The 25950-nt window shown below is 47.4% G+C and carries 17 protein-coding genes; 16 read left to right on the plus strand and 1 reads right to left on the minus strand.

The features are described from left to right. The first annotated feature begins 216 nt into the window (after window positions 1–216). From ACFPOF_RS18035 to ACFPOF_RS18080, 10 genes are all read left to right on the plus strand, one after another. Entirely contained in the window at window positions 217–2004 is a 1788-nt protein-coding gene (locus ACFPOF_RS18035; RefSeq protein ID WP_378135112.1) for a sensor histidine kinase, read from the plus strand. 26 nt (window positions 2005–2030) lie between these two features. Next, a complete protein-coding gene (locus tag ACFPOF_RS18040) occupies window positions 2031–3650 on the plus strand; it encodes a response regulator (RefSeq protein WP_378135114.1) in 1620 nt (539 codons plus the stop codon). A gap of 189 nt (window positions 3651–3839) precedes the next feature. Next, window positions 3840–4826 carry an ABC transporter permease gene (locus tag ACFPOF_RS18045; protein ID WP_378135116.1) on the plus strand — a complete coding sequence of 329 codons (987 nt, stop codon included), beginning with the start codon at window positions 3840–3842 and terminating at the stop codon, window positions 4824–4826. Window positions 4827–4839: 13 nt separating this feature from the next. Continuing rightward, the gene (locus ACFPOF_RS18050; RefSeq protein WP_378135118.1) at window positions 4840–5766 is read left to right on the plus strand and encodes a carbohydrate ABC transporter permease; all 927 of its coding nucleotides are present in this window, start codon (window positions 4840–4842) and stop codon (window positions 5764–5766) included. A 93-nt stretch (window positions 5767–5859) separates the two neighbouring features. Further along, window positions 5860–7359, plus strand: a complete 1500-nt coding sequence (locus ACFPOF_RS18055) for an ABC transporter substrate-binding protein (RefSeq protein ID WP_378135120.1) — start codon at window positions 5860–5862, stop codon at window positions 7357–7359. A gap of 214 nt (window positions 7360–7573) precedes the next feature. Beyond that, entirely contained in the window at window positions 7574–8410 is an 837-nt protein-coding gene (locus ACFPOF_RS18060; protein WP_378135122.1) for a sirohydrochlorin chelatase, read from the plus strand. Further along, window positions 8379–9335, plus strand: a complete 957-nt coding sequence (locus ACFPOF_RS18065; RefSeq protein WP_378135124.1) for a diacylglycerol kinase — start codon at window positions 8379–8381, stop codon at window positions 9333–9335. Before ACFPOF_RS18060 ends, ACFPOF_RS18065 begins: the two co-directional genes overlap by 32 nt. Continuing rightward, on the plus strand, window positions 9332–11104 hold the full coding sequence (rlmD, locus tag ACFPOF_RS18070) for a 23S rRNA (uracil(1939)-C(5))-methyltransferase RlmD (protein ID WP_378135126.1): 1773 nt from the start codon (window positions 9332–9334) through the stop codon (window positions 11102–11104). Before ACFPOF_RS18065 ends, rlmD begins: the two co-directional genes overlap by 4 nt. Window positions 11105–11435: 331 nt before the next feature. Then, window positions 11436–12893 carry a DUF262 domain-containing protein gene (locus ACFPOF_RS18075; protein WP_378135128.1) on the plus strand — a complete coding sequence of 486 codons (1458 nt, stop codon included), beginning with the start codon at window positions 11436–11438 and terminating at the stop codon, window positions 12891–12893. Beyond that, entirely contained in the window at window positions 12883–14910 is a 2028-nt protein-coding gene (locus tag ACFPOF_RS18080) for a GmrSD restriction endonuclease domain-containing protein (protein ID WP_378135130.1), read from the plus strand. The genes ACFPOF_RS18075 and ACFPOF_RS18080 overlap by 11 nt, the downstream gene beginning before the upstream one ends. A 371-nt stretch (window positions 14911–15281) precedes the next feature. Here the strand turns inward: ACFPOF_RS18080 and ACFPOF_RS18085 are convergent, their stop codons facing one another. Next, entirely contained in the window at window positions 15282–16547 is a 1266-nt protein-coding gene (locus ACFPOF_RS18085; RefSeq protein WP_378135132.1) for a hypothetical protein, read from the minus strand. A gap of 426 nt (window positions 16548–16973) precedes the next feature. Between ACFPOF_RS18085 and ACFPOF_RS18090 the strand changes: the two genes are divergently transcribed. From ACFPOF_RS18090 to ACFPOF_RS18115, 6 genes are all read left to right on the plus strand, one after another. Further along, a complete protein-coding gene (locus tag ACFPOF_RS18090; protein ID WP_378135134.1) occupies window positions 16974–18443 on the plus strand; it encodes a type I restriction-modification system subunit M in 1470 nt (489 codons plus the stop codon). Next, window positions 18436–19602 (plus strand): restriction endonuclease subunit S, encoded by a 1167-nt coding sequence (locus ACFPOF_RS18095; protein WP_378135136.1) that lies wholly within the window; start codon window positions 18436–18438, stop codon window positions 19600–19602. Before ACFPOF_RS18090 ends, ACFPOF_RS18095 begins: the two co-directional genes overlap by 8 nt. A gap of 39 nt (window positions 19603–19641) precedes the next feature. Further along, window positions 19642–22986: a DEAD/DEAH box helicase family protein gene (locus tag ACFPOF_RS18100; protein ID WP_378135138.1), complete on the plus strand. Its 3345-nt coding sequence runs from the start codon at window positions 19642–19644 to the stop codon at window positions 22984–22986. A gap of 698 nt (window positions 22987–23684) precedes the next feature. Beyond that, window positions 23685–23867 carry a hypothetical protein gene (locus tag ACFPOF_RS18105; protein ID WP_378135139.1) on the plus strand — a complete coding sequence of 61 codons (183 nt, stop codon included), beginning with the start codon at window positions 23685–23687 and terminating at the stop codon, window positions 23865–23867. A gap of 697 nt (window positions 23868–24564) precedes the next feature. Next, window positions 24565–25323 (plus strand): hypothetical protein, encoded by a 759-nt coding sequence (locus tag ACFPOF_RS18110; protein ID WP_378135141.1) that lies wholly within the window; start codon window positions 24565–24567, stop codon window positions 25321–25323. Window positions 25324–25386: 63 nt separating this feature from the next. Then, window positions 25387–25947 (plus strand): TIR domain-containing protein, encoded by a 561-nt coding sequence (locus ACFPOF_RS18115; protein ID WP_378135143.1) that lies wholly within the window; start codon window positions 25387–25389, stop codon window positions 25945–25947. The last annotated feature ends 3 nt before the right edge of the window (window positions 25948–25950 follow it).

Raw genomic sequence — 25950 nt, forward strand, 5'->3', positions numbered from 1 at the left:
TCCTATTTAAGGGAATCGGCTCCTTTGCGTTGGAGTCGAGTGCGGCGGGGGACGGAGTTAGCGTCTCTGAGTCCGCTATAGGCGGTCGGCGGCGTCTGGAAAGCAGCATTCAGAAAAACGTTTTCTGGAACACAACGGAAATGATTGCCGCTTTCATAGAGCTGCGATATGCTAGGAGCGACAAGATTGTACACTAGTTCCAAGGGTGGGAACGCTATGAAGTATTGGCAATCTGTGCGTTTCAAGATCGTTTTCGGCTTTCTGCTCATGATCGCGCCGATGGTGCTGTTCCTTGTCTACAACAACGTCTATGCGACGAATGTCGTTCGGGACCAAATCTCGCTGCATTATAACAACCTGATGGAACAGCAAGTGAAGAACAATGACGCCATTTTGCTGGAAACGATGCGTTATTTGTATCGGATGAGATACGAACCGGACATCCAATCTCTTCAGACGCTTTCGCTGGCAGAAAATGATTCCGAATATACGATGGTCAAGATGGAATTGACGCAACGGTTCCTTCTCGACACCGGCTATTACAATAAAGTAGATACGTTCTTCGTCTATTCGCGCAAGGACGACGATATGTTTTTCTCCACGCAATACAGCTTCCACTTCGCAGAGGTGCAGACGGCGCTGCTTGACTACACGAAGCAGCTTGCCCACAACGGTGTTCCCCCAGAGACGCAACGCTGGGAGCGTTTCTCCATCCCGAACGATACGAACTATTTGATTAAAACGGTAGAATCGGATTTGGGCTCGGGCATCTATATCGGCGCTCTGGTGCAGATTGATCGGCTGAACGAGGAAGTGAGCCACTTCGACGTTGGCCCGGACGGCGCGACTTTTGTCGTCGACCCCGCCGGCAACGCGTTGACGAATTCGCCTCTTCCGGTCGTACAGGAAACGATCGTCCATGACGAGATCGTCGAGATGACGAAGCAAGGCCGAACAACGTGGAATAAAAATCAATACCTGGTCATTACGCAGCCCTCGAACATCTCGGATATCCACTACATGATCGTTATTCCAGAGAAAAACATCCTGAAAAACTTGCCCTTTCTCCAAAAAATGCTTTACGTCTGGATTCCGCTTATCGTCGCTATCGTCTTGTCGTTATACTTGGTGTTCCTGCAGAGGGTGATGTTCAAACCGCTCGTGAATCTCGTGCGCGGGATGCGCAAGCTCGGGCAAGGGCGATTCGACGTCCGGATGTCGGTCAATACCGACAACAGCGAGTTTTCTTTCATGTCGGGGACGTTTAACTTGATGGCCGAGCAGATCGAGAAACTGAAGATCGATGTCTACGAGGAACAGATCCGCGTTCAGAAAGCGGAATACAAGCATCTGCAGATTCAGATCAATCCGCACTTCTACATGAACAGCTTAAACATCATCTATAACCTTGCCGCGCTGAAGGACTTCAAGTCGGTCCAGAAGCTGAGCTTGCACTTGGCCGATTACTTCCGCTTCCTCATGCTGGGCCACCGCACGGTGCTGCCTCTCGAGGACGAGATCAAACATATCGAGCATTACTTGGAAATTCAGAAAATCCGCTACGTCACGAAGCTGGAGTACGACATCGAGGTGCTTCCCGAACACATGGCCGTGCAGCTATCTCCATTGCTTTTACAGCCTTTCGTCGAAAATTCTGTTATTCACGGCTTTTATAAGAAAGTCCAGGACGGCTTGCCTTTCCGCATTCGTATCGCCTCGGCGATCGACGAAGAGGAGCCCGAACGGTTTATTAGGCTGACGATCTCGGACAACGGGCCCGGTTTTCCCGAGCCTCTTCTGGAAAGCTTGCAAAGCGGAGCCCATTACGAGACTGAAGGTGAAGCTCATCTTGGCATATGGAACATTATTCGGCGGTTCAAAATGTTATACGGCGACGACGGAGGCATTACGTTCATGAACGGAGAATTCGGCGGAGCGATCGTGAAGGTTCGGCTGCCGATCCAACGTCCGAACAAATTCGAGGCCGAACAAGAGGCGGGTTAGCCAACAGGAAAACAAGGGGGATTACGATGGTAAGCATGCTCGTCGTCGACGATGAAATCTACGCGCTGAAAGGCATCACGCAAGGGATCGATTGGAGCGACCTGCCGATCGATTCGATATGGGAAGCCGAAGACGTGGGACAGGCAACCCGTCTGCTCGAAGAGCAGGCGGTCGATCTCGTCATCTCCGACATTGAGATGCCGGGCTTAAACGGCATGGAGCTGCTCCGCTGGATCAAGGAGCATCGGCCGCAGACGTTAACCGTTTTCCTGACCGGCCACGCCAGGTTCGACTACGCGCAAGAGGCGCTGCACAACGGTTGCTTCGATTACGTGCTGAAGCCGGTCGACCATGACGCGTTGAAGGAGATCGTAAAGCGCGCCGTCGCGGAGATCGGCAGAAGACGGGAACGGATGAAATTCGAAGAGCTGATGGACACGAACCGGAGGCAGTGGGCCAATCAGCTCCCCATTCTCGTCGAGCGTTTCTGGCAGGAGCTGTTGGCAAATCGAGTACGGTTGTCTCCCGACTCGCTGAATCGCGAATTCGAGTATTATGACATTCCGCTCGACGCGGGCGGTCGTCTGTTACCCGTCTTGCTCAGCATCGAGCAGATGGACATAGAGCTGGACGCCCGAGACGAGAGCATCATGGAATACGCCCTGCGGAAGGCGGCGGCGGAGACGATACTCGGCGAGCAGCCGGGAACGGTGCTGCAGGATCGCAACGAGCTGAACATGGCTTTACTGTACTTGAAGGAGGGCGAGACAGCCGACCGGGCCGAGCTGCTGAGACGCTGTGCGGAATATGTTCAGGCTTGCGAACACTACTTCCATAGCAAGGTGAGCTGTTACGTCGGCGACGAGGTCGGCATCGGCGAGTTAGCCGGTGCACTCGAGCGCCTGCAGCAGATGGAGCGGGCGAACGTCTCCGCGCCGCAATCGGTGCAGGATGCGTTATCGGCGGGGCAAGGGGAGGGCGTCGGCAATGGGACGGGGGGCGTCGCGCTGCCTTCGTTCGCGGATTGGGGGATGCTGCTCGACAACGGCGGATACGAGGAGCTCATCTCGAGAATCGAGGAGACGCTGAAGCTGTGGCAGAACGAGTCGGCGAGCCGCGAAGTGCTTGAGCTGTTCCAGTACGGCGTGTTGCACATGCTGTACCAAGCCGCTTATCGCAAAGGCTTCTCCGTGAACGACGTGTTCGCCTTGCAGGAGCTGAAGGATGCCTTAGTTCCGCGATCCGCGCCGCAGCTCATGGCGTGGACGACGAAGGCGGTGCACAGATTAGGACAGGCGATCACCGAGCGCCATCGCGACACGTCGGCGCTGATCGCGAAGGTGAAGACGTTCATCCAAGACAACTTACATACCGAGTTGACCCGGGACGACATCGCCCATTCGATCTATCGGAATCCGGCCTATTTATCGCGACTTTTTCGCAAGGAAACGGGATTTTCCCTGTCGGACTATATCGCCCAATTGCGCATCGAGAAGGCCAAGCGCGCCCTTGTCGAGACGAACGATAAAATCAGCAATATCGCGGAAGACGTCGGGTATGCGCATTTCTCCTACTTCGCGAAGCTATTCAAGAAGACGACGGGACTGTCGCCTCAGGAATATCGCAAGAAGCATCAGAACGTATAAACCCTGCACGGTTCGGCATTCAGAAGAACGGACGGCGCGCGAGTGCCGTTCTTCTTCGTGTCCCGTACGGACACAATCATTTTCTATAAAATGTCACAGAAGTGCTAAGTTGGTCACCGCAGTAGATAGATGAACGAGGCCTCCCCCCATTACAATGAGCCTACAAGAGAGCTCAAGGATGGTGACGGGATGACATCTGCGACGGAGACGGCAGCCGTGAAGGCGACGCAGCCCAAGACGAGGTCGAGGCAAAATCTAGGCTATTGGAAAAGATTCGGCACCTTCTACATCATGATGGCGCCGGCATTGATCGTCCTACTGATGAACAACTACCTCCCGATGGTCGGGTCGTTGATCGCGTTTAAGCAGATCGAATATACGTCGGATAGCTTTATCCAGAGCTTCCTCGACAGCAAGTGGGTCGGCTGGGACAATTTCGATTACTTGTTCAGCACGACAGACTCGTGGATTATTACGAGAAACACGTTGGGATATAACGCGGTGTTCATCGTTCTGAACTTGGTATTCGGCGTGACGCTGGCGCTCCTCTTTAACGCGATGCGAAGCCGCAGGTTGGCCAAGTTTCATCAAACCGCGATGTTCCTGCCGTACTTCCTGTCGATGGTCGTCATTTCCTACTTGGTCTATGCGTTCCTCAATCCGGAGATCGGCATTATTAACAAAATCGTGCTGCCTTGGTTCGGTCTGAACCCGATCGATTGGTACACGGAGTCGAAGTGGTGGCCTTACATCCTCCCGCTCGTGAATACATGGAAGGGAATCGGATACTACGCAGTAATCTTCTTGGCAGCGATTATCGGGATTGACAACGAGTATTATGAAGCCGCAACCATTGACGGAGCTTCCAAGTGGCGCCAGATCCGGAGCATCACGATCCCGCTGATCAAGCCTGTCATCATCATCTTGACGTTGCTGCAGATCGGCCGCATTTTCTACTCGGACTTCGGACTGTTTTTCCAAGTGACGCGCAACTCGGGTATCTTGTACGATACGACGCTCGTTATCGATACTTACGTGTATCAAGGCTTTATCGTGAGCGGCGACATCGGGATGTCGTCCGCGGCAGGGTTATACCAGGCGGTCGTCGGATTCGTGCTCGTGTTCCTGTCGAACTTGGTTATCCGAAAAGTCAGCAAAGACGATGCATTGTTCTAGGAGGTGAGGGCATATGGCCACGGTTTCCGTCAAAAGAAAAAAAGGCGTCAACGAAATCTCGAACGCGTCCAACTTCGTCATTAACGGTTTTTTCTGGATCTACACGGCATTATGCGTATTTCCGCTCCTCCTTGTCATCGCCGTATCGTTCTCGGACGAGAAACTCGTATTGCTGAACGGTTACAGCATATGGCCGGAGAAATTCAGCGTCGGCGCTTACGACTTCTTGCTAAGCGATTGGCAGAGTATTGCGAGATCGTACGGCGTGTCCATCTTCGTCACGGTCGTCGGCACGTTAATCGCACTCACGACGATGGCGCTGTACGCGTATCCGATCTCGCGGCCGGATTTCAAACACCGCAAAACATTTTCCTTCATTATGTTCTTCACCCTCCTGTTCAATAGCGGGCTCGTTCCTTTCTATCTGACTTACACGCAAGGCTTTCATCTTCGGGACACGCTGCTCGTACTGATGATTCCTTATTTCGTGCAGCCGTTCTTCGTCCTGGTTCTGCGAACTTTCTTCACCAACTCGGTGCCGGGGGCTTTGCTGGAATCCGCGAAAATCGACGGAGCGGGAGAATGGCGAATATTCGTCCAGATCGTATTGCCGTTATCGCTCCCCGTGCTTGCGACCGTCGGTCTGTTCTGCACGCTGAACTATTGGAACGATTGGTTCCAGAGCCTGCTCTTCATTAATCAAGACAACTTGATCAGCATCCAGTACCGAATGTACAAAGCATTGCTGGACATTACGTTCCTGAGCGCCAACTCGACGGCTTACTCGGCGATTCTGGCCCAGAACCCGGACTTCCAGTTGCCGACCGAGACAGTCACGATGGCGATGGCCGTCGTCGGCATCGGGCCGATCATTTTCGCCTATCCGTTCTTCCAGCGTTTCTTCGTCAAAGGGTTAACCGTCGGAGCCATCAAAGGCTAGCGGGGAAGGTTCCCCGATCCGAAACGACTCTACCCGGTTATCGGCCGGTTGAGTATACATTCGCATCTTATTTGAAAAGGGAGGCAATATTGCATGTTAAAAGGCACTAAGCGGATCAAGACAAGTGTGGCCGTCGTGATGGGACTTTCCTTGGTCCTTCCGACGTTCTCGGCGAACGCGGCGACTTCGCTTCCGGAATACAAGCTTTCATTCTATTATCCAGGCTCCCCGGCGAAAGACGAAGCGAAGATCGAAGCGAAAATCAACGAGTACCTGAAACCGAAAATCAACGCGACGATCGATCTGCAACCGATCGACTGGGGTCAATGGGATAGCAAAATGAACTTGCTCAAAGCGAGCCGCGAGCCGATGGACATTATTTTTACGGCGCAATGGAACGGTCACGCGAACGACGTCTCGAAAAAAGTGTTTCTGGCGATCGACGATCCGAAAGGACCGGGGGGCAATCTGCTCCAGCAATACGGCAAAGATATTTTGAAATCGCTTGACCCGGCATTCCTGAAAGGCTCCAAAGTGAACGGACACAACTACGCCGTTCCGACGAACAAAGAATTGGCGGCCCAAGGCGGCGTGATCTACCGTAAAGACATCGCCGATAAGCTCGGTCTGACGGCGAAGCTGGACGCGGTCAAGTCGGTGAAAGATCTGGAGCCGATTCTGGCGGCGGTCAAATCGAAAATGCCTAGCATGACGCCGCTGTTCCTTCGCGATGGAGAAAACTTTAACGCCCACTACTTCATCCAGCACGATTTCCTTGGCGATACGACGATCGAAGGCTTGATTCGCAAAGACGGCACGAGTACGAAAGTCATCACGCGCTTCGACGACAAGCAATACATGGATCAACTGACGCTGACCCGTTCCTTCTTCAAAAAAGGCTACATCAACAAAGATGCAGCTACGACGCAATTGTCCGGCCAAGACGCTTTGAAGAAGGGCAACGTGTTCATGATCACCGCTTCCTTGAAACCGGGCAAAGACGCGGAAATCGCTATCGCCGCCGGTCTGGCAGGCAAGCTGAAGCAAATTAACATGACCGCTCGCACCGTATCCACGGGCGAAACGGCTGGCTCGATGCTCGGAATTTCCTCCACGTCCAAAGATCCTGCCCGCGCGATGATGTTCATTAACTTGCTCCACTCCGACAAGTACCTGAACAACTTGCTGAACTTCGGTATCGAAGGCGATCACTATGTGAAAGCGTCCAAAGAAATCATTAAAGCGGGTCCTAACGCGGCGAACTATAATCCGGGCGCGACTTGGATGTTCGGCAACCAATTCTTGAACTATGTCTGGGATACGGAAGCGGCGAACAAATGGGCACTGTTCAAAAGCTTCAACACCGGCGCGAAGCTGTCTCCGGCACTCGGCTTCACGTTCGACGCTCAACCGGTCAAATCGCAAGTCGCGGCTCTCGTAACGGTGCGCAGTAAGTATATCGCCGGTCTAGAGACGGGCGCGATCGATCCTTCCAAAGCGGCCGAGTTCAAGAAAAAAGAAGAAGCGAACGGCTTAAGCAAAGTGATCGCGGAGAAACAAAAGCAACTGAACGCGTTCTTGGGCAAGAAGTAATCAAACAGCTGAACGCGTTCCTGGGCCAGAAGCAATTCGATGATGTTAGTAGTACGCCGTCAGGCCCTCGGGCCTGGCGGTTTTCTATCGTTTGGCGAAGCTGTGACGGGACAGGTGATGGCGTTGACATTGGCTTAACGTTTCGCTAGCATGAGAAGGTAGTGTTTTATTTTCGGCTAATTGTCGTACGTTCTTGAAAGGGGCGCTTGGCCGCATGAAGCCCGGCTTGTTAGTGATCAGTCACGGCTCCAGAGACGCGGGCTGGGTGTCGCTTGTCGACGAGACGATAGAGATGGTTCGGGCCCGGATCGGGCATGCCGTGACGATCGAAGCGGCGTTCCTCGAGCTCGTGGAAGGCAGGCTCATTCAGGACGGGCTCGACAGGCTGGCGCGCGCAGGCGTAACCCGCGTGTTGGCAGTGCCGCTGTTCGTCTCGTCGGGCAGCACGCATGCGGACGAGATCGGTTGGGCGCTTGGGGCTTATTCCGTAGCCAGAACCGAGACGGAACTGGATCAGTTCCTTATTCCTGATGGGATGTCGCTCTCGTATGGCCATCCGATGGACGATGCGCCGGAATTGATCGGGATCGTGGCCGATAGGTTACGCGCGATGTCCGTCGACTGTTCGCGGGAGAGCGTGCTGCTCATCGGACATGGCAGCGAGGAAGAAGGCTTCCAGCAGGCATGGAACAAAGGGTTGCACGCTGTCGCGGATTTGGTGGCGAAGCTCGGCGGATATATCGGTTACGAGACTGCGTTGTTACTGCCGGATGAAGTGCCGGAGAAGCTGAGGAAGCTGAAGGCGGCGCGTCCGGGAGATCGGGTGCTCGTGATGGCGCTGTTCTTGAGCGAAGGTTATTTTACGAAGGAAGTCGTTCCGCGCAGGCTGGCAAGCTCGGCGTTGGACGATGATTATGTATATGCCGGGCTTGCGCTGATGCCTCACGACAACGTGGCGGCGTGGATCGTTCGTCAGGCTGCGGAATGGATAAGTACGGTTAAAGAAGAGGGGATCTGGCTTGGACAGGATTCGGGCACGGTTGATTTATAATCCGACTTCCGGCAAGGAGGAAGTCAAGAGAAAGCTGGCTGCGATATTGCAGAAGCTGGAACGCGGAGGCATCGAGACATCGTGCCACGCGACGGAATGCGCAGGCGATGCGACGAAGGCGGCTTCGGAGGCAGTCGAACGGGGCTTCGACATGGTCATCTCCGCCGGCGGTGACGGTACGCTGAATGAAATCGTGAACGGATTATCGATTCATGAGCAGGAGAAGAGGCCGGCTCTTGGTATCTTGCCGCTCGGGACGACGAACGATTTCGCGCGAGCTCACGGCATTCCTCGCAGGTGGGAAGATGCGTGCGAGCTGATCACGAAGCGTTACACGACGCCAATCGATGTCGGTCGCGCGAACGACAGTTACTTCATCAACATCGCCGGCGGCGGTTCGTTGACGGAGCTTACGTATGAAGTGCCGAGCAAGCTGAAGACGATGGTCGGCCAGCTTGCCTATTATATGAAGGGATTGGAGAAGGTAACTCGTCTCCACCCGATGCACATGAAGCTGACGGCGGAAGGCGTTGGCGAGTTCGACGAGGAGTTCATGCTGTTCCTGATCGCGAACAGCAACTCCGTTGCCGGCTTCGACCGACTTGCGCCGAACGCAAGCACGAGCGACGGATTGTTCGACGTGTTGGCGCTGCGCAAGTGCAGCTTGCCGGAGTTTCTGCGCATTGCCACAACCGTTCTGCGGGGCGAGTTGATTACGAGCGATCCGCATTTTATTCACTTCCAATGCACCAAGCTCACGGTGGAATCGAACGACCGCGTGCAGCTTAATCTCGATGGCGAGTTCGGCGGCACCTTGCCTTGCACGTTCGAGATTTTGCCAGGGCACCTACAAGTCGTCGTAGACGAGCTTGGAGAGTCGTCGTACCGTAAAAACGGCGGCCCGAACCGGGCGTTGATGTTATGAGTCATTCGCGGAAGAGCGGGGGCAATAGCGGATCGCTTGGTGGAGCTGGCCGCGGTCCGAGTGGGCGCGGTGGTTCTGGGAAGAGTGCGGGACGTCGCGGTGATCTGAGTGAACATGGCAACTCGGGGAAAAGTGCGGGGCGTAACGGAGGGCGAGCGAATAGTGCGGGGAGAGAGCAGCGGAACGGCGTGCGGGATCATGGCGCTGGTCGGGGGCGTTCAACCGCACCTGCTGGAGTTCCGGTCGCGGTCGGCGAGAGCGTCTCTTGCGAAATCATCGGTTTGACGCATGACGGAGAAGGGGTAGGCCGGGTCGCCGGCTATACCCTTTTTGTTCGTGGTGCTCTACCGGGCGAGCGGGTGCAGGCCGACGTTGTTAGCGTCGGTAAGTCGTTCGGGAGAGCTCGGATGACGAAGTTGCTGGCTGCGGGTTTAGGAGCGAGTTTGGGAGCAAGCGAAGGGGACGCAACTGGTGTTGAGGAAGATCGGACAGTTGGGGCCATTCGCGTCGAACCCCCTTGCCCAATCTACGATACTTGCGGCGGATGCCAGTTGCAACATATGGACTATGCCGCTCAATTGCGATGGAAGAGGCAGCATGTCATTGATAACCTTGAGCGGATCGGGAAGCTGACTGTGGTCGGCGGGCGGAGTGCGTCCGTGGGCGAGAGCGGTGCGGCGGGTGAAAGTGCGGGCGATATGGTAAGCGGCGAGGGTGCTGCTGCATCTAATCGACCGGGCGTTATCGTTCATCCGACGATCGGCATGGACGAGCCATGGCGTTACCGCAACAAGGCACAAGTGCCGATCGGCGTTATTGCCGACCGCCTTGTCGGCGGTTTCTATGAACTCGGCAGCAACGACATCGTCGATATGGACGCGTGCCTGATCCAGCAGGAACAGAACGAAGAATCGGTACGCGCCGTCAAAGAGGCGGCGCGGTTATTGAAATTGTCTGCGTATGATCGGACCACCGGACGCGGCCTGCTGCGGCATGTCGTCGTGCGCCATTCCCGTTCGACCGGCCATCGGATGGTCGTACTCGTCACGAATGGGCGCGATATCCCCCACGCTCAGGAACTTGTTTCCCTCGTACGCGAGCAGGTACCCGGCGTCGTCAGCATATGCCAGAATGTGAATACAGTATCGACCCCAGTCGTGTTCGGTGAGGAGACCCGCGTGCTGTGGGGTGAAGAGTATATATATGATGAGATCGATGGCATCCAGTTCGCCATCTCGCCAAGATCGTTCTTCCAAGTGAATCCGGAACAGACGGTCAGACTGTACGGCAAAGCGGTCGAGTACGCTGCTTTAACCGGGAACGAAACCGTCGTTGATGCGTACTGCGGCGCGGGTACAATCTCGCTATTCCTGGCGAGACATGCCGCCCGCGTCTACGGCGTCGAGATCGTCCCCGAAGCGATCGAAGACGCGCGCCGCAACGCCAGTCTGAACGGCATCGCCAACGCCGAATTCGACGTCGGTGCCGCCGAAGTCATCATGCCGCAGTGGCAACGCGAAGGCATCGCCCCCGACGTCATCGTCGTCGACCCTCCGCGAAAAGGCTGTGACCCTCGATTGCTTGAGACGATGCTGGAATTGAAACCGGAGAGAATCGTCTACGTATCGTGTAATCCTTCGACATTGGCGAGGGACTTACGATTGCTGGAGAATGGGGGCTACCGGACTGTAGAAGTTCAGCCGGTGGATATGTTTCCGCATACGGGACATGTGGAGTGCGTAATAGGAATACAACGAATCGATACGTAAAAATCCTTTGTTTTCAACACTTTCCGCTATTTATGACGTTCACGGCGGACGGCAACGACTTCAAAAATAAGCTACTCAAGGACAAAATTGAGGTTTCGGTCGTTTTGGGCTTGGATTTGGACGTCGGGTGGGTAGATATGTTGTAAAGTGTATAGAGCGTCCTTGAGTGGGCGTTCTTTTTGTTTTGATTTGAGTTTACAAGGTGGGTGCTCCATACTAACTATAAGTATCCAATAATCCTATCCAAAGGCGTTGTGGTGGTCACCGCCTTTATCATGCGAAAATGCGAGAAAAACGAAGAAAACATTAATTCATTGAGGGAGTCAACCAAATGGCCACTTGCTTAAAACTCGCAATAACCAAAATCGGCGACTTATTGTTGCACGATACAATCACGCAGGATAAAACCGGGAACACCATAAATGACATAGATTTAGTGATACCGGATTATCAACGTCCCTATAAATGGACAGCGAAAAATGCAATTCAGTTGTTGGACGACATTGTTGAAGCCAAAAACGAAAACAAAGAAACCTATCGGGTAGGAACACTCATACTCCACCAAGAGGGCGAAGCATATAACATCGTCGACGGGCAGCAGCGAACCATCACCTTTTCGTTGTTACTTAGGGCGCTTGGGGCAGACACGATAAAGTTTTTAGAACAGCCCCTCGCTAATAATCCGTTTAACATTCGTAACATACCTAACAACTATCGCATACTGGAAAGACGCGTAAATAATATCATTGATGACAGGGACAAAAGAGAATTGCTTGATTACATAGAAAACAATTGTGAACTCATCGTTGTCATTACAGAAGATTTGTCCGAGGCCTTTCAGTTTTTTGACTCGCAAAATGCACGCGGCAAAAAGCTGTATCCACATGATTTGCTTAAAGCGTATCATCTTCGTGAGATGAACGATATCGATGTAACTGAGACAGAGAAGGTTGTAAAGGGTTGGGAGGATTTAGACCAAAAAGAACTCTCGGCTCTATTCAGTGACTATCTTTATCGCGTGAAAGAATGGACAAAAGGGAATAAAGCTTGGGAACTGACCGAGCATAACATACATAAGTTCAAGGGCATCACCCGGCAGGACAACTTTCCTTACGCTATGTTCTACAAAGGGGCTTTTGCCTATGCCGATTCGGTCAATCGCTCTGCCATGCCTTTCGTTTCAGGCTTACGGAATCTTAAGCCGTTTCAGTTGGACACGCCAATTGTGGCTGGCAAGCCGTTCTTTGACTACGCCAAGCACTACTATGAAATTCTTAAGGATATTCAGAACAACGACAAATATGAGGGCTATTACATAAACGATAACGACATCATAAAAACGCTAAACCTGCGGAAATACAAGAACGGCGCCGGCAACCGGATCACGCGCTTGCTTTTAGATACGGCCATCTTGCTCTATGTTGACAGGTTCTGCCCCGAACGACCCACAAAGGCGGACTTGGAAATGTTAGAACAGTTTGTGGTGTTTGCATTCGTCTGGGCCTATTCGCTTAGGGCTCAGTATTATAATGTCGGCTGGCAGGCAGCACAAAACTTCATTATGGGAAACGACGTCATGAATTCATTCAATATATATAAAATCATCACCGAGTCGGATTCGCCGATATCGCTATTAAGCTTACTTTCCGACAGGGTTAATCCGATACCGGTTAGTTCAATTGCGGCGAAAATGGATAATGTTGACGAACAAGACGAATTCGGCGTTTATCAGAACTACCTTCATTATTTTAAGGTGAACAAATTTATGGAGGACGCAAATGAAAACTAAAACGCTGCCGCTCAAAGAAATGTCTATCGCCGAAATATACAACGGAGACAAGTCAACCTATGAAGTGCCGATCTACCAGAGGAACTATGCGTGGGAAAAAGATGAAATTTCCGCACTAATTCAGGATGTCTATGACGCGTACACCGCTAACAAACAAACTTATTTCATAGGGACGTTGGTGTCATTTCACAAAGGGGACCAGGTATACGAAGTGATTGACGGTCAGCAGAGATTGACCACGATTAACCTCGTGCTCGGCGCTCTGGGTATTTCCCTTCAAAACAAGCTGACCTATCGAGCGCGCAAAAAATCGAACGATACGATCCAAAGCGTTCCCGATTTTAAGATTGACGAACTAGACTATGGAATCGTAAAAGGCTATAAATACGCCAGGGATGCCATGGATGAGATCGTTCCGAAAGCCTGCAAAGATGGCTTTAAGACCTATTTTCAAAACAACGTCCATCTGATTCACTACCAAGTGCCGAAGGATATAGACTTAAACCACTACTTTGAGATTATGAATTCCAGAGGAGAGCAACTTGAAAAACACGAAATTATTAAGGCGCGTCTTCTCGAAAAATTAAATAATGACGATAAGGCGAAATTCAATCGCCTGTGGGAATATTGCAGCGAGATGAATGTCTATATTCAGCAAAAGTACAGCAGCGACAAGAACAGTGCGACTCAGATTTTCGGGAAGTCTCTTGGCGAGTTTGACGATATTATGGATTTTGATGATTTACCGGATGTTAAAGATCACACCAATACGCTGAAAATCAGCGACCTTATCCATTATAAAGGCGCAGTCACCAAGCAGGGCGAAGATGACAAAATGGATACGTTCCAGCCTATTATCGATTTTTCAAACTTCCTGCTGATTGTGCTTAAGCTCACCCGCATGGAAGAGAAAGAATTTGATCCTGCAAGCTTTAATCTCGATGATAAAGAATTGATTCATGAATTTGATAAGGTGCAGGTTGACCAGAAATTTGTCAAAAGGTTCGGATTCAACTTACTGATGGCAAAATATCTGTTGGACAACTATATCGTGCATCATTCAAATGAAGATGACACGATTGAGAACAATCCTTGGAAGCTGCAATACTGGCAAAAAGAAGGGAAGAAAGGGTATCTGAAAAATCTTGGCGGCGATAGCGATACGCATCATAAATTGGTGCAGCTGCTTTCAATGTTCGAGGTATCATTTACCGCAAGGCAAAGGAAAAATTATCTCTTCTACTGCTTGCTGTACTGGTTCTGCTCTGACAACTGGGATCTTGACGAGTATTACAAATTCTTATCGGGATTGGCGGATAAATACTTGACAGACGTATATTTGGTGGCGGATAACCTTAACGAGATCAATACGCCTAAACCCGGCAGTTTTGACAGCGTCATTCTTCACAATTACGTACTTGATGTTACGCCGCACAATGAACGTTTTGACTTTGCCGCAATCTATGGAGACGGCACGAGCAGGTCGAAGGGAATTCCATTGTTCGTGTTCAACTATCTTGACTATAAACTGTGGGAGAAATATGCGAATGAGTTCCGCGGCAAGAAAACAAAAGAAAGCAGTAAAACACGGATTGAATTTTTTACTGCACTTGGCTGTGCCGATTTTGGATTGAAAGTTTTTGAGCAGTTTTATTTTTCGAGAACGCGCAGAAGTTTAGAACATTACTATGCACAAGCCTATGCAAAAGGTCAAACCGATGCGCTGAATGAGGATCAAAAAAACTGCTTTGGCAATTACGCTATGATAGGCAGCGAGATAAACAGTTCCGGTTCGGACTGGAGCCCAAAAACCAAACTCGACCGCTATTTAGATGCATCCGGAAAGATAAAACAGGTCAGCGTCGCGTCGATTAAGTTTATGATTATGATGCAGATGTGCAAAGACAACCAAAATCTTCGAGCATCCGGTCGGGAATGGAATTTTGAAGACATAAAAGCACACCAAGAAAGAATGTTAGAAGTATTGCTTGGGGATAAACAAAATATTCGCAGATAGGATATGTTTGCCGAAATGTCAGCTCTCAGTTGCTACATGTAGAGTGCGTTGTAAAGCTACGTCGACAAGATACTTAAAAGCCCTCAATTACCAGTATTCTGTTTAGTATGCGTCGTTTACGACAGAGAGCAGCTACTTTAGAAATAAGGTAATCAAGGATAAAATTGAGGTTTCTATCGTGTTGAAGTTATAATGTGTGAATATTTCCAACGAACATTAATTGAAAATTATGTATTCAAGAGAACATCCCTTCGAATTTCAGGGGTGTTCTCTTTTATGTACACCCAGCATGGGCGTCATTTATACGGTGAAAGGTAAGCGAAAAATATAGCTCAACTATTCAAAGGATAGTTGGGACAATCCATCACTACTTATAACTTAAAGGATTCCATATCGAGCGAAACTTGTCTTTTAAATTCTGATTGGACCCAGTAATGAACCTCCGTACCGTTAAGTGTATAATCTTCTTTCATGCCAAGCCCCTTTTTGTGATGCATTGCGAAAGCAAAGTTAACCTGAAACGTCGGATTCAAATTTAGATCATAGGCATAATAACTGTTACCTTTTACTGAGACAAACTTGCCGTTATATACCTGATCTGGCTGCTGTACATTAATCGTTTTATCCTTACCTTCTTTATCGTAGATCATATCTCCGACAATGATATCGTAGAATCTCGCATCCCACATACCGAAAATGTAGAGAAGATTGCTCTTTTCGTTCAAATAGTAAAATCTATTTTCAGATCCCCAGCTTATAAATTCATTCAAAATTCCTTTGTCGTTTTGAATCGTGATTGGTTTGCTGTAATTATTGGCAAGATAAACTTTGACTGTTTTCTCATCGGATTGCACCATTATTCCATATGAATTAGCTGAGTAAATTGGCAATACGGTTCCAAGTGGTCCCGTGTTTAGATCAGTAACTTTTGTGTCTCCAGTCTCTGTAACGTTTAACGCCTGAACTCCATCTTTGGTAAGAACAAATACGGTATTTTTCATGAACTGAAATTCAGGTGTTTTGTTGCTATCTTCATAGTTATAGACGACTTTGTCTGTTACAATCCATTTTCCTTTCTTGGCGATTGATACATAAAGGTTGCTGTAACCAGGTGTTTTCGAGAACGAGGATCCCGTATCGTTATTCCAAAAGAAATATAGATAGTCACCTTGTTCATAAAAATAGGTTTGCGTAGACCAATCCGGATAAAAACCCTTTGGATCGAACGTACCTTGTCCATACTGAATCGTTTTGAGAGCAGGTTTTACTTTTCTTATTAGCTGCCAATTTTCCAAACCAATGAATGAATCGTATCCTAAGGCTGTTCCAAGTGTGCCTATATTCACATAAGGTTGCTTCTGGATAATTTTCACGGGTATATTAATTGTTTTACCGTTAATTTTATAAGCGATTTGGGTGTTCTTCGTGTTCAGCTTCCCTTTTGAATGAGCGATGCGGTCAGCAACAGATACTTTTGCCCAGCCTGAAGAGAAGATCCCCTCGGACAGTACAGTCTCATTGTTCGTCCTCTTACCATCCACGAGCAGTGGGTACGATTTTATAGAAGCTGCAGAAGCCGGTACTGCGAGGATCAATACAAACATCATTAATGCGAGAATAATTACAGTTTTTTTCATAGAACCTCCTTGGTGTAAGGCAGCTACTATAAAGTTCAGCAACCTTTTTCATCGACACTCTCCTTATTCGCCATAATTCTCCAAAACTCCTCTAAACCAGGTGGATCTACAACTGCAAGGATGAATTGAGAGTTTAATGGGGGAGTCGAAAGAGTATGTTGCAGAATACTGGAATATTTCGAGAGAGGAGGCAGTGGTGTATTGCAATCCATTGCGAAACAAGCATGGAGAACAAGATTTGCCTACGATGACCATATTAGTTCAAAAGACACGGCACTCTCGGGATTGCATTTTCTTAGTACGCGTTACTATCATTTAAATATCTGATTAGGACTGGAAATAGAGTGGCAGGAATCAGATATGATATTGTCGAATTATAGTTCTTCAGACACGATTTTGATGAACATACAGATAGGAGAAAGATGGATGCTGACAGGAGAAATTCGTAATAAAGTTGATAAAATATGGTCGGACATATGGGCGGGCGGAATTACCAACCCCTTAACCGTTATAGAACAGTTGACTTACTTAATGTTTATTCGTTCCCTTGATGAAAAGGAGCTTGAAAACGAGAGCTTCGAGGCATTGAGCGGTGAAGTGATGCCGAAGATTTTCCCTCAAGATGATAATGGCCAGTCCATGCGCTGGAGCAAGTTCAAGACGAAGGATTCCCGAATCATCTTTGATATTGTTGGTACCAAGGTATTCCCTTTTATTAAGGATATGAATGGAGCGAATACATCGGCCTTCTCGCGTTATATGCAAGATGCCATGTTTCTTGTGCCAACCCCGCAAGTATTGCAGAAGATGATCACTGGTCTTGACGAGCTGTACGAACATGATATTAAAGACTTGGATATGCAGGGAGATCTATACGAGTACATGCTCGGGAAGCTGGCGTCCGCGGGGCAAAATGGTCAGTTCAGAACACCCAAACATATTCGTGATTTGATGGTTCGTCTTCTGGCACCTACGCCAAATGATAAAATATGCGATCCGGCATGCGGTACGGCTGGATTTCTGGTATCAGCATCAGAATATATTAGAGAAAACTACGAGGCTGAGATGACAGGCGAGCAGTGGGAGCATTTTGCCGGGGAGATGTTCTCGGGGTTTGATACGGATCGGACGATGCTGCGACTTTCAGCTATGAATCTCATGCTACATTCGATTACTCATCCTCAAATTGATTATGTGGACAGTGTCTCGAAGCAAAATCATACAGCATCCGCCTACGATATCGTGCTTGCCAATCCTCCATTCACGGGAACAGTCGATGCCGAAAGCATTCACGATAATCTGAGAACCGTCTGTGATACGAAGAAAACGGAACTTCTATTTGTGGCACTCTTCTTGCGCATTCTTCGCAAAGGCGGCCGCTGTGCTTGTATCGTGCCGGACGGCGTATTGTTTGGCTCGACAAAGGCGCATAAATCGTTGCGCAAAGAGCTGGTTGAGAATCATCAGCTTCAAGCTGTTATTTCCATGCCAAGCGGCGTGTTCAAACCGTATGCAGGTGTCAGCACAGCGATTTTGATCTTTACGAAAACGGGCGCTGGCGGTACGGATAAGGTCTGGTTTTACGATATGAAAGCCGATGGCTTCTCCCTGGATGACAAACGTTCGGCTGTGGAAGCAAATGATATTCCCGACATTCTCATCCGTTTCCATAACCTTGAAGGTGAAGCGGACCGCAAGCCAACTGAGCCAAGCTTCCTAGTGGAGAAGTCTGCAATTGAAGCCAATGATTATAATTTATCCATTAATCGCTATAAAGAAGTTGTATTCGAGAAGGTCGAATATGACACTCCTGCTGTGATTATAAGTCGGCTTGAACAGTTGAACCTAAATATTACCTCCAAGATGGAAGAATTGAGGGGGCTTTTGGGTGACTAGGGTGAAATTATCAGAGATTACAAGTGTTATTACCAAAGGTACTACTCCAATGACGTTAGGTTTTTCATTTAATGACACGGGGATAAACTTTGTGAAAGTTGAAAGTATTGGAGAAAACGGGAACTTTCTTCAGCATAAATTTCAATATATATCAGATGAATGCAATGATAAATTGAAACGATCCATCTTGTTTGAAAATGATATCTTGTTTTCTATTGCTGGTGCATTAGGAAGAACCGCTATTGTTACAAAAGATATTTTACCAGCAAACACTAACCAAGCAATAGCTATTATCAGGCCATCACAGAAAAAACAATCATGCCCGAAATTTATACAATTTGCTTTGAAATCAAACAAAGTATACAAACAATTTCAGATGCAAAAACAAGGAGTGGCACAATTAAATCTTTCCTTAAAAAATATTGGAGATCTAGAAATACCTTTTCCCAATCTCGAAAATCAAAAACAAATTGCCAAAACGTTGGACACTGCCGTAGAACTGCTTGCCATACGCAAACAGCAGCTTGCAGAGCTGGATAACCTTATCAAATCGACTTTTTATGATATGTTTGGTGATCCTGTTGAAAATGAAAAAAAATGGGTTGTGATGAAACTTTCACAATTAGGTGATGTGAATAGAGGGGTTTCAAAACATAGACCTAGAAACGATCCGGCGCTCTTAGGCGGCGTTCATCCACTGATTCAAACAGGTGATGTCGCAAATGCTGACTTTATAATAAGGGATTTTAAACAAACTTATTCGGATTTGGGATTAAAACAAAGTAGAAAGTGGCCTGCTGGAACTTTATGCATAACCATAGCAGCTAATATAGCCAAGACGGCTCTAATGGGGTTTGATGCTTGTTTTCCAGATAGTGTAGTAGGATTTACTGCAAATAAATTAACAAATAATATATTTGTATTTGTGTGGTTTGGCTTTTTTCAGAAAATAATAGAGTCACAAGCACCAGAGTCTGCACAAAAAAATATAAACTTAAGAATTCTAAGCGATTTAGATGTAATTGTCCCCCCGATCCAACTACAAAACCAATTCGCCGAAATCGTCACCAAAATCGAAGAGCAAAAGGCTCTCGTCAAGAAGGCGATCGACGAGATGCAGTATATGTTTGACAGCTTGATGAGCGAGTATTTTGATTAGCGGAATTACTAAACTTTTTGAATCGAGAGGTGAATGCTAATGTCTGCAAACTTTGAATTTTTACAGGGGCAGGCGGAATATGCCATGTTTGCGAGTGCCGCCATCGAAGCGGAGCGGGTGCTCGCCACCTCGCCCGCAATGACGGCAGCTGGTAGCCGTAAAGCCCTCGAGTTGGCAGTGAAATGGGTTTATGCTGCGGACAATACGATAACGATGCCCTATAAAGATAATTTGCAGGCATTAGTTCACGAGCCTTCCTTTAAATTTGCAATGGAGAACCAAACCTGGGGCAAGCTGCAGTTCATTATCAAGCTGGGGAACCTTGCAGTACATACAAATCAAGCCGTAAGCCGAAGCGACGCTGTGTTGTCTTTGTCGGCTTTGTTCGAGTTCATCCAGTGGCTGGATTATTGCTACGGAGCCAATTACGAAGAACGCCAATTTGCAGAAGCGAATATACCTGCCGAGAAAGTCGTGCTTGACGAAGCCAAGATCAAAGAGAAAGATAGCCTGATCGAGCAAAAGGATTCCGAAATTGAGGCGCTACGTGCCAAGATTGCGGCTATGAGTGATCGGCTTACAGCTGATAAGGCTCAGCATAAGGAAGAACGAGAGTTCAAACCAGCGGATCCGTCAGAATTTCAAACTCGGAAGAAATATATCGATGTGGACCTGAAGCTGCTTGGCTGGACATTCGGCGACGATGTGCGCGAAGAAATTGAGCTATACGGTATGCCTAATAACGAAGAGAAGGGCTATGCTGACTACGTGCTATACGGCAAAGACGGCTTGCCCCTTGCCGTTATCGAAGCGAAGCGTACGTCCAAAGATCCGAAGATTGGCACGCAGCAGGCGAAGCTGTATGCAGATTGCTTGGAGAAAATGACTGGTAGACGTCCCATGATGTTTACGACCAACGGTTTTGAGACGAATCTATGGGATGACAAAACCTCGCCGCAGCGGAAAGTAAGTGGCATGTTCTCCAAGGCCGATTTGGAAAAGCTGATGAACCGCCGCGATGAACGCAAAGCGCTGGATGAAATCATCATTGATGATAATATAACAGATCGCTATTACCAGAAGGAAGCGATTCGGGCAGTCTGCAAAAGTGTGACAACAGGACATAGACGCTCATTGCTCGTCATGGCCACAGGAACAGGGAAGACGAGAACGGCATCCAGCTTGACCGATGTTTTATCGCGCGGCGGGTATGTCACGAACATCTTATTTTTGGCGGATCGGAAGGCTCTAGTTAAACAGGCTAAGGATGACTTCAAAAACTACCTGCCCCATATGTCTCTGTGCAACCTGCTAAGTAATAAAGACGATAAGGCGGCTCGCATTGTCTTTTCCACATACCCAACAATGCTGGGAGCTATTGATCATGCCAAGGGCGATGACGGGAAACGTCTGTTTACACCTGCCCACTTCGACCTCATCATTGTAGATGAGGCGCATAGAAGTATTTTTAAGAAATATCGGGCGATTTTTGAGTATTTTGATAGTCTCATTGTAGGGTTGACGGCTACTCCGAAGACGGAGGTTGACCGTAATACATATGATTTTTTTGAGATGGAAAGCGGCGTACCGACTTATGCGTATCCCTATGAAACGGCGGTCGAGGTTGACCGGGTGTTGGTTCCTTACCATAATATCGAGACTACGCTGAAATTTCTGGAGCGGGGAATTACATACGATGATCTATCCGCGGCTGATAAGGCACGATATGAAGAGGATTTTACCGATGAGGATGGCGACATGCCGGACTTTATCCCTTCACCTGCGGTCAATGAATTTATCTTCAATCAATCTACGGTTGATCATGTGCTGGAAGATTTAATGACGAAGGGTTTGAAGGTAGCGGGCGGCGATAGGCTGGGGAAGTCGATCATTTTTGCCCAAAATAAAAATCACGCGCAATACATCGTTGAACGTTTCGATAAGCTGTATCCGCAATTGAAGGGGAGCTTTGCCAAACGTATTATTTCCAATGACAACTATGCCCAGAGCATCATTGATGACCTTAAAGTGGCGAGTAAGGAGCCTCACATTGCGGTCTCCGTGGACATGCTTGATACCGGGATTGATGTGCCGGAGATTGTTAACCTTGTATTCTTCAAGCGTATTCGTTCGAAGACAAAATTCTGGCAGATGATCGGACGTGGGACGAGGCTATGCAAGAACTTGTTCGGGGAGGGTGAGGATAAGACTCGTTTTGTAATCTTCGATTATCTTGGCAACTTCGAGTTCTTCCGACAACATCAGGAGGGGTTACAAGGCAATGAAACACAGAGTTTATCCGAAGCTATTTTCGCGAAGCGGATTCGGTTGGTTCATTACTTGCAACAGGCTGACTTTACGGACGAGATGTATCAAGCGATTCGTATAGAACTGATCGCAACGGTAGTGAATCAGATTAATGCGCTGAATACGGAACTGGTATCGGTGAAGATGCAGTTGCAATATATCGAGAGGTATAAGTCTGCGGATGCTTATGTGTGTCTAACGGAACAGGATAAACACCATCTGATCACATACCTTGCACCTATTGTCTTTATGGATGATTCGGATGAATATGCGAAGCGCTTTGATAATTTCATGTATGGATTGATGATCGCCCAGATCGAAGAAACGCCGCAATTCAAAAAAGGCAAGATGCAACTGACTGAAATTGCTGACAATCTGTTGAGGCGTACTACGATTCCGCAGATCAAGGAAAAGTTGCCGCTTATACACATTATCGGAACGGATGAATTTTGGAAGAGCGCTAGTCTGTTGCAATTTGAGAAAGTGCGTGTAGAGTTGCACAATCTGGTGAAGTTTATTGTTGATACTGGTGGAAAAAGCCCGATATATACCAATCTGGCTGATGAAATTCTCACAGTCCATGAGGGCAAAGAGATGTACCAGGCATATGACTTCGAGAATTACAAGCTGAAGGTAAACCGTTATATCGAACAGAATCGGGACGCGCTTGCAATTCATAAGCTGCGTAATAACATTCCGCTGACGGCTCTGGACTATGAGAGTTTGGAAAACATTTTTACAGGGGAGCTTGGAACGGCAGAGGATTATAAACGTGAATTCCAAGATACGCCTTTCGGCCTGTTGGTGCGTAAAGTTGCAAAACTGGAATATGAAGCTGCGATCGACGCGTTCTCGGAATTCATTAACGACGAGTCGCTAAGTCAAATGCAAATTGTATTTGTCAAAAAGGTTATCGATTATATCGTGCAGAACGGCTATATCGATAACGTATCCGAACTAACCAGGCCACCATTTGATAAGCCTCAAAGCTTTATCAAGCTGTTTGACGGCTCGAAGCAGAAACAAATTGTAGCTGCCGTTAATCAGATTAAGGAGAATGCGGTAAAGGTTTTGTGATAGGTGGAAAATGTAAATGCGATTTGAAGAGAGAAGGAAGAATTCAAATACTAACTGACATCTAGGACGCAGCTAACATGAAAGATGTTAAGCTGTTTTTTGTTGTATACCATCATGGGGCGTTATTTCTACAGTGAATGTCGAGACTATCAATCAATTTTATAAGAACCGTAATGTCAAGGAATTGCTGATTTTCCAGCATGTTGGAGTTAGTATCCATTTCACTTTTTGTTATTTAAAGAAAATTAAAGAAGATGTCGAAACGTCTAGTACAGAATGGATGGGGATTGAATGAGGATAGAGAATAACCTGAGGAGAGCAATGGAGGATATCGCGCATACCACACTGGCAGCGAAGAGGTCAGCGTTTGATCCCGCTGAGGTCCACCAAAAATGCAAATTCGTGTTTCGTATTTGCCAGGTCAACTAGGTGGCTGGTTGGCCTATTTAAATATGGCTCAATGATGTTGGTAGCCGGGAGAACGTTGAGCTTTTCGGGGCAAGACTCCGTCAAAAAAACTGTTTTCCTACTACCGTCGTTGTAGGGAACCTGAAACAATTCCTGAATTACATAGCTGTCATGCTTTTCTGGCGAGGAACGGAAGTCGGGGCGAGATTTTTTATGTCCTTGCCCCCCCTCCCTTTCACCCCGGCACCATCTGGAAGGAAGTCTACAACTACCTGGATCGATTTAACGATATGGATATCTCCAAAGAGGTCAACGAGCTAATCAGGCAATCGCTCAAAGAAGATGAGCAACGATTTAAGAGTTTAACGAAGGAAAAAGATGCTGTGGTGGCTGAGCTGAACGCACTATACGCCGAAGTCGTCAAATCGTTGATGGGTAAGAGCGATTATGACCCGAACTTCTTAGTTCATTGATTACGCTAAAAGAAACGGACCTCAGAGAACTGGCAACGAAATTATCGAACCTCGAAGGGGAAGTTACTTCCAGGCAAAATGAAATGAACGATCTGTTCTTGGTAAAGAAGCATGTGCCGGCAGGGAGAGAAATATTTGAAACGGCGCCATTTGAACGAAAGAAAATGATGGTCCATTCCCTGATCAGCAAAGTACAGGTTTTCCGTGACAGAATGGAGATATCCGTCCGATTGCATTTTGGTCAGTTTCTGGATGGAGTTAGAGGTAAGGGGGAGAACAAATCGGAGACAATGTTTGAGCGAGGCGGTCATGAATATAGAATGGAGCAGAAGATTGCGATCCATAAGTAGTCACGATAATTGCTAGAAGGAACAATGATATTGAAGCGTTAGCTGAATGAATTTGGTCCGATGAGTGGTATGAAGACATCCCTCAAAGGGCCATACATATGTATCACAACAACTATCTGTCGATTTCAATAAAAAAGAGCATGTAAGTTTTAATGCTGCTGTAACGTAGCTATAAAAATGATCCCAAAGAGCAGCGAAGGTAGAGGTAGTCAAGCATAAGAGAGATTCTAAAGATTTGCATATCATCGACAAGCATTGTAATATTGTGGTATGGAAAATGGTTCCAAAGTCCTTGAATGTGTATGTAAAAGATAAAATATGTATGCAGTATAAGGATAAATGAACTAATGGGCGGGAGAAAAATGAAAAATTATAATCCTTTGTTTTGGGGGATCTTAATAATAATTTCTGTGATTTTATTTCTATGTTCGCAATACGATCTTAGCGTGCTAAATACTAACCGTTTTTTTCAGAATATAAAAATAATATCGACATACTTTTTTGGCGTACTTCCGTTGCTAATATTAATGGTTTTCTTTCTATTGTTAATGACAAATAAGTGGGCATTTAAAATCGAGAAACTTAGTTTAGGAGGATTTAATCTACTGTTTGATAACCCGGCTAAACTCTATAAAAGAGCTGTTCGATCATTTCTCGATACCAAACGATCGTTATTTAAAATTGACTTTGAACTTGATAACTTTGATGAAACTTTAACTTCATACTATAAAACATATGAATTCTTCCGCGAAGAGATGAAGATCTTAGACAATGAGAAAAAGCGCGGTAGATGGAGTAATAGAGGTGAACAACAGGAATTATATAGAGTTACAAACGAGGTTATTCAGGTGCTTAATGAGTTTCTTACTACCCATCAAAATAATTATAGACGTTGGTATAAGAGAGTTGCTGACACAAACGCTGTTGCTACGATTAATGAAAGTGAAGTCATATATTTTCATATTACACCAATATCTGAAGTGCAAAAATATTATTATAGGTATCAAGAGATCTGCGATGGATTTGCAAGAGTTAATCTATTTTTTAAGTCTACAGTCGAAAATACATTTGAAGTTAATACAGTGAAGTGGGAGAGAGCTACGTAGTACACATTTTTCTGGGGAAAAATCCAAGGTAAGAGTACCAATTGATTAGGGGGCAAGATTAACATGGCTTATCAAGGTACAAGACGAAAAGTGTTTATTTCACATTTTAGAGATGACCGCCGAGAAGTGGATGAGTTTATTGACAAGTTCTCAAATAGAGAAAAAGTTTTTATACCATATGTTCTTGGCGCAAATAATAATGATGAATTTATACAGAGCCGCAACACAGAATATGTAATGACACAGATCCGGAGAAATTATCTGCAAGATACAACTGTAACTATTGTGCTGATAGGCAGTTGCACTCATAGCCGTCGTTATGTTGATTGGGAAATAAAAACTTCATTAAGGCAAGGGGAGTACACACCCAATGGATTAATGGGAATCATATTGCCAAGTCAAGGGAAATCGGCTCATCTTCCGCCTAGACTTAAAGCGAATTGGTCATCAGGACATGAAAATTGTTATGCTCGTTATTGGGTATATCCGAATTCGGCTGAGCAGTTAGGTGAATGGATAGAGGATGCGTTTAGAGCAAGGACAGCAAGAAAACATTTAATAAAAAATGCACAAGATATGATGGGGTATAACGCAAAGTGCAACGTATGTAGCACAACTCATTAAGGA

Origin of the sequence: Cohnella soli (assembly GCF_042655525.1) — a bacterium.
Taxonomy (GTDB): Bacteria; Bacillota; Bacilli; order Paenibacillales; family Paenibacillaceae; genus Cohnella; species Cohnella soli.

Coding starts and splice junctions, on each gene's coding strand:
- ACFPOF_RS18050 (WP_378135118.1), top strand. CDS start 4,840: ATGGCCACGGTTTCCGTCAAAAGAAAAAAAGGCGTCAACGAAATCTCG.
- ACFPOF_RS18100 (WP_378135138.1), top strand. CDS start 19,642: ATGTCTGCAAACTTTGAATTTTTACAGGGGCAGGCGGAATATGCCATG.
- ACFPOF_RS18035 (WP_378135112.1), top strand. CDS start 217: ATGAAGTATTGGCAATCTGTGCGTTTCAAGATCGTTTTCGGCTTTCTG.
- ACFPOF_RS18080 (WP_378135130.1), top strand. CDS start 12,883: ATGAAAACTAAAACGCTGCCGCTCAAAGAAATGTCTATCGCCGAAATA.
- ACFPOF_RS18060 (WP_378135122.1), top strand. CDS start 7,574: ATGAAGCCCGGCTTGTTAGTGATCAGTCACGGCTCCAGAGACGCGGGC.
- ACFPOF_RS18110 (WP_378135141.1), top strand. CDS start 24,565: ATGGGCGGGAGAAAAATGAAAAATTATAATCCTTTGTTTTGGGGGATC.
- ACFPOF_RS18105 (WP_378135139.1), top strand. CDS start 23,685: ATGGATATCTCCAAAGAGGTCAACGAGCTAATCAGGCAATCGCTCAAA.
- ACFPOF_RS18045 (WP_378135116.1), top strand. CDS start 3,840: ATGACATCTGCGACGGAGACGGCAGCCGTGAAGGCGACGCAGCCCAAG.
- ACFPOF_RS18115 (WP_378135143.1), top strand. CDS start 25,387: ATGGCTTATCAAGGTACAAGACGAAAAGTGTTTATTTCACATTTTAGA.
- ACFPOF_RS18075 (WP_378135128.1), top strand. CDS start 11,436: ATGGCCACTTGCTTAAAACTCGCAATAACCAAAATCGGCGACTTATTG.
- rlmD (WP_378135126.1), top strand. CDS start 9,332: ATGAGTCATTCGCGGAAGAGCGGGGGCAATAGCGGATCGCTTGGTGGA.
- ACFPOF_RS18040 (WP_378135114.1), top strand. CDS start 2,031: ATGGTAAGCATGCTCGTCGTCGACGATGAAATCTACGCGCTGAAAGGC.
- ACFPOF_RS18085 (WP_378135132.1), bottom strand. CDS start 16,547: ATGAAAAAAACTGTAATTATTCTCGCATTAATGATGTTTGTATTGATC.
- ACFPOF_RS18090 (WP_378135134.1), top strand. CDS start 16,974: ATGCTGACAGGAGAAATTCGTAATAAAGTTGATAAAATATGGTCGGAC.
- ACFPOF_RS18055 (WP_378135120.1), top strand. CDS start 5,860: ATGTTAAAAGGCACTAAGCGGATCAAGACAAGTGTGGCCGTCGTGATG.